The sequence below is a fragment of the Paraburkholderia sp. BR10141 genome (assembly GCF_056155635.1).
In genome coordinates, this window is sequence record NZ_JBMIQH010000123.1 from 1 (window position 1) to 1103 (window position 1103).

1 pseudogene is annotated in these 1103 nt (G+C 64.1%); it reads left to right on the forward strand.

Annotation, left to right across the window (positions count from 1 at the left end):
- Positions 1–243 precede the first annotated feature (243 nt).
- A pseudogene (locus ACOJB8_RS41110) lies at positions 244–1103 on the forward strand (acyl-CoA dehydrogenase family protein); the annotation flags it as partial.

Genomic DNA, 1103 nt, shown 5'->3' on the forward strand with positions numbered 1-1103 from the left:
GGGCAGCGATGACGCCAGTGACCAGTCCGGGCATCACGAGATCGCTCAGGCATCGCTGCAAATCCAGCAGTGAATCAGCTGCATGCTGTTGCTGAACCAGCAACACGCATGCGGTTTTCCCGACCTGCGCACACCTGATCCCCGGCCAACGATTGGCATGGCTTCTGCTTTATCGGTAAGGAACGAGGCCCGAACACGGGCCACCCATCAAGCCGGTACCTGGAGCCCCTATGACCGCATTGAATCTCGCCAGCACGGTGGCAACTTGCTCCCGTTCTTTCTCCCGGTACGGATTACGAGCGTCTCGCTTCACGTTTTCGACCCGTTTTCGCCCGCATCGCAGAGGGCGTGCTCGAGCGTGAGCGCGATCGCAGCCTGCCCTATGAGCAGATCGAATGGCTCAAGGCCGCCGGATTCGGCGCCGTTCGCGTGCCGGTCGAGCATGGTGGCGCGGGGGCTTCGCTGCCGCAACTGATTCAGCTGCTGATCGAACTGGCCGAGGCGGATTCGAATTTGCCGCAGGCACTGCGCGGCCACTTTGCGTTCGTCGAGGACCGGCTCAACGCGGAGCCAGGCCCGGCGCGCGACGTCTGGTTCAGGCGATTTGTCGACGGCGAACTGGTGGGAAACGCCTGGACCGAAGTCGGCAGCGTGGCGATCGGCGACGTGATCACGCGCGTGTCACGTGATGGCGCACGCTGGGTGGTGAACGGAGAGAAGTACTACAGCACGGGCAGCATCTTCGCTGACTGGATCGACGTGTTTGCGCGCCGCGACGACACGGGCGAAGACGTGATCGCGGCCGTGCGCGCGAGGCAGCCCGGCGTGACACATCACGACGACTGGGATGGCTTTGGCCAGCGCACGACGGGCAGCGGCACGACCACGTTTGTCGCCGCCGAGGTGGACGAGATCGACATCATCGATTTTTCGACGCGCTTCAAATACCAGACCGCGTTCTACCAGCTGGTGCTGCTCGCCGTGCTCGCCGTGCTCGCGGGCACGGGCCGCGCCGCGCGACATCTCGCAGGAGGTGCGTTCGCGCCGGCGCATCTTTAGTCATGGCAATGCGCCTTCGTTCGCGCAAGATCCGCAGGTCCAGC